This is a genomic window from Planctomycetota bacterium (assembly GCA_038746835.1).
GTDB lineage: Bacteria > Planctomycetota > Phycisphaerae > Tepidisphaerales > Tepidisphaeraceae > JBCDKH01.
The window spans coordinates 1-4232 of record JBCDKH010000250.1 but is presented as its reverse complement, the minus strand read 5'-3'; the positions used below and the strand labels follow the sequence as shown (position 1 = coordinate 4232).

The window sequence follows — 4232 nt, the reverse complement described above, 5'->3', positions numbered from 1 at the left end:
CTTCGGTGCTGAGGAAGTCGGCGAACAGCTCGCTGCCAGGGCCGCGGCTCCAGAGGGGGATGAGCTCATTGGTGTGCTCGGTGCTCCACCAGATGCCCTCGGGCAGCTCACCCACACCGACGGCGTCGGGGGCGTCGAAGTACTCGGTGGCCGAGTCGTTGCCAAGGAACAGGCCGTTGGCATGGTCGGTGGTGATGATCAGCAGCGTCTCGTCCCACGAGCTCTCAGTCTCAATCCAGTCGATCACCGCATCGACCGAGCGGTTGAAGGAGAGCTGTTCCTCGACCATCCGCGGCAGGTCGTTGGCGTGGGCGGCCGAGTCGACGCTGCCGTTCTCGATCATCAGGAAAAAGCCGTCGTCGTCCTGCTCGAGCGTTTCGATCGCAGCGCGGCTGAGCACGTCGAGGTCGGGCATGACGAACGGCACGGCACCGTTGGGATCCGACGGGTCAAAGACACGCGGGTCAAAGGCGTTGGTGCGGCCGGTGGTGTCGCGGCTGTGGAGCTGCGAGTCGACCGGGACGAGGCCGAAGAGGCGATCCGGTGCGGCCTGGGTGCCGTTGGCGATGGCGTTGAGCTGGCTGTTGTCGTCGACGAAGCTCCAGCCGTCGAGCCCGCCACGCAGGGCGTTGAGGTTGGCCTCGCTGACGGTGTCGTAGTCGGGCGTGGTCCGCGGCACGCCGCCCGAGCCGAACTCGGGGTGGCCGGGGCTGATGATGACGTCCAGCAGGCCGTTGCGGATCATGTCGTTGCTGATCTCGGCCTCGGCGTTGCGGTCGATGTTCTGCGTGCCGAACGCGGCGGGCGTGGCGTCGGTGAAGGTCTTGGTGCTGACGACGCCGGCCTTTTTGCCGGCGGCGACCATCTGCTGCGTGATGAACTCGACCGGCGTCTCGTCGAGCCCGACGTTGATGGCCGTGTTGTACGTCTTGGTGCCACTGGCAAGCGCGGTGCCGGCGGCGGCGGAGTCGGTGATGCTCTGGTTCGTCAGGTAGTCGTAAGCGGCGAAGCCCTGAATCTCGGTCACGTCGAACTCACCGGCAAACGCGGCCGCGACAGCCTGGAACTGCGGAGCGTTGGCCGTGTTGACGGTCAGCGGAACGGTCGTGCCCCGGCCGAGTTCGGCGGGCGTGCCGAGCGTGCGGACCGCCACGCCCGCGGTCATGTCGTTGGCAGCAGCGACGTTGTACGAACCAGGCCCGGGAAAGTTAGGAATCTCGTTGTACAGCGACGGCAGGAGACCGATCGGCCCAAAACCCAGGTTGGTCGATGGCGGCAGCGGCTGCGTGTAGCCCGGAAAAGCCGTCATCCAGTGCTGCGTGAACGCGGCCGACTCGTACTGCTGGCGAAACGCGTCAGACGTTCCAGCGTTGGTGCCGAACTGGAACTGGTTGGCGGCCTGCCAGGTCGTGTCGCCGGCGCCGTCGGAGATCATGAGGATCACGTTCTTTGCCTGCTGGGCAAAGGCGGCAGACGAGACAAACGCCGAGCAAGCGACAGCGGCGACAACGGCACGGTGGTGGGTTTGAAGCATGGACAGGTTGTGTACCCGGCGACCACCTCCCGACGTGCTAAGCGGAGGTACAGACCTCTTTAAGATTCCGTGGCTGGTGCAGCAGCCGAATCGGCCGCGTCACGCGCGACGTCACGTGTACCGTGGCCGCATGGGACGCATCGTGACCTCCGGCGACTCTTCCTACGAGTTCGTGACCGATTGGGTGAAGGTCGGCAAAGACGGCAACCGAGCAGGCGGGCCGACGCACGGCGTGCAGGTGCTCCGCGATGGCCGCATCGTCGTCTTCCACCAGAACGCGCCGGGCGACGACGCGATCATCTTCTTCGACGCCGACGGCAACCGGCTCAGCAGCTTCGGCGACTATCCCGGCGCACACGGGTTGACCGCGGCGGGCGATGCGTTGTGGGTCACCGACGAAAAGACCGCGGCCGTCCACAAGTTGTCGCTCGATGGCAAGCTGATCCGCGAGCTGGCTCCGCCGCCGCAGAGCCTGATCGACGACAATCCGGATCCCGCGCGCCGACGGTTCGTTCCGACGTGGGCGGTCGAGATGGACAACGGCGACGTCATGGTCGCAGACGGCTACGGGACACACCGCGTCTATCGCTACGGACCCAGCGGCAGTCTCGACGGTCACCTCGACGGCGTCGGTGAGGCGGGACGATTCAACGAACCGCATGGCATCGAGATTGGCCCGACCGGTGCCGGCGGCGAGTCGGAGCTGTGGGTCACCGATCGCAGCAACCGACGCGTCTGCGTCTACAAAGACGGTTCGCTTGCCAGGCACAGCGACACCGCCTGCCACAGCCCCGCCGCCTTTGCGTTTCACGACGGGCTGATCTACGTCGCCGAGATCGCGGGAAGCGTGAAGATCCTCGACCCGCACCTCAACGTCCTGGCCGACCTCGCCCAGAGCCCGGACATCACGCCACTGACGCGCGAGGCCGATCCCGGCTGGGTGCCGCTGGAGCAGAACCGTCCCGAGGGCTGGCCGAACGTCGCCGAGGGGTTGTTGCACGCCGGTTCTTTCCACACGCCGCACGGGATCGACGTCGACGCGGACGGCAACATCTATGTTGTCGAGTGGTACGTCGGCGGACGCGTCTCGAAGCTGATCCGGCAGTGAGCGCTCGGCCGTGCCTGCGGTGAGGCCGCTGCGGGCTTTATCGGGCGACCCGGCGAACGGAACGGCCCGCTGTGTCGATAAAGTCGGCAGACATGCGGCAATACGACCTGGTTGTTATTGGTTCAGGCCCCGCCGGGCAGAAAGCCGCGATTCAAGCGGCCAAGCTCGGCCGAAAGGTCGCGCTCGTCGAGAAGAACAACTGGCTCGGCGGCGTCGCGCTCAACACCGGCACCATCCCGTCCAAAGCCCTTCGCGAGGCCATCCTCCACCTCACCGGAGCCAGCAAACGCGGGCTCTTCGGCGAGGCTTATCGCGTCAAGAGCCGCATCACGGTCGGCGACCTCATCTCCGTCAGCCGGACCGTCATCAACCACGAACGCGAGCTGGTCATGAGCCAGCTCGTCCGCAACGGCGTCGATGTCGTCGAGGGCCACGCGCGGTTCGACGACGACCACCAGATCACCGTCACCGTCAGCGACTCCGACACCGGCAAGGAAGTGCGCAGCGAACGCATCCAGGGCGACAACTTCGTCCTGGCCATTGGCACGCAGCCGGCACGTCCGACCAACGTCCCCTTCAGCGACGGCCGGGTCTTCACCAGCGACGGCATCCTCAAGCTCAAGCAGCTGCCCAAGTCGATGATCGTCGTCGGCGGCGGCGTCATCGGGACCGAGTACGCCTGCATGATGGCCACGCTGGGCGTGAAGGTGACGCTCGTCGAAGGCCGCAACAAGGTGCTGGGCTTCCTCGACGATGAGATTTGCGAGGCGTTCCAGTACCAGATGCGTCGGGCCGGCATCACGCTGCGGCTGGGCGAAAAGGTCAAAGGCATCGAGCTGATCGGCACCGACCATCCCGACTATCCGCAGCGGGCCAGGCGTCGGGCGAGCGACGTGATCGTCGAGAGTGACGACGCCGCACCCGAAGTCAAAGTCGCAGAGGAGGTCGAGTACAAGCCCGACACGCCGCCCGGCAACGTCGATCGACGAAGCGGCAGTGGGGACGACGACCACGTTCTGGTCCAGGCGACACTCGAGAGCGGAAAGAAGCTCCGAGCCCAAACGCTCTTTTATGCCGTCGGCCGGCAGGGAACGACGTCTGCCCTGGCCGTCGACAAGGCGGGTCTGGAGGCGGACGATCGCGAGCGGCTCCGCGTCAACGAGCACTATCAGACGAACGTCCACCACATCTACGCCTGCGGCGACGTCATCGGATTCCCGGCCCTTGCCAGCACCGCGATGGAGCAGGGCCGACTGGCCGCGTGTCACATGTTCGGGATCGAGGCTCACAGCTTCCCGGACCTCTTCCCCTTCGGCATCTATGCGATCCCGGAGATCAGCATGGTCGGCAAGACCGAGGAAGAGCTGACCAACGACGGCATCCCCTACGAGGCCGGCGTTGCGACGTACAGCGAGATCGCCCGCGGGCAGTTGCTGGGCGACGAGACGGGCATGCTCAAGCTGCTCATCCACCAGGACAACCGCGACATCCTCGGCGTCCACGTCATCGGCAGCGGCGCGACCGAGCTCATCCACATCGGCCAAACCGCCATGGCCATGGGCGGCAAGGCGGACTTCTTCAGCCAGAACG

General features: G+C 65.9%; 3 protein-coding genes. 2 read left to right on the top strand and 1 reads right to left on the bottom strand.

Annotation, left to right across the window (positions count from 1 at the left end):
• Positions 1-1534, bottom strand: a 1534-nt coding sequence (locus AAGI46_16060; protein ID MEM1013723.1) for an alkaline phosphatase, incomplete at its 3' end; no start/stop codon positions are given.
• A gap of 130 nt (positions 1535-1664) precedes the next feature.
• Here AAGI46_16060 and AAGI46_16055 point away from each other — a divergent pair.
• Both AAGI46_16055 and AAGI46_16050 read left to right on the top strand, forming a co-directional pair.
• Positions 1665-2642 (top strand): hypothetical protein, encoded by a 978-nt coding sequence (locus AAGI46_16055; GenBank protein ID MEM1013722.1) that lies wholly within the window; start codon positions 1665-1667, stop codon positions 2640-2642.
• Between the two features lie 92 nt (positions 2643-2734).
• Positions 2735-4232: FAD-dependent oxidoreductase (locus AAGI46_16050; protein MEM1013721.1), on the top strand; the 1498-nt coding region annotated here is incomplete at its 3' end.

Coding starts and splice junctions, on each gene's coding strand:
- AAGI46_16055 (MEM1013722.1), top strand. CDS start 1,665: ATGGGACGCATCGTGACCTCCGGCGACTCTTCCTACGAGTTCGTGACC.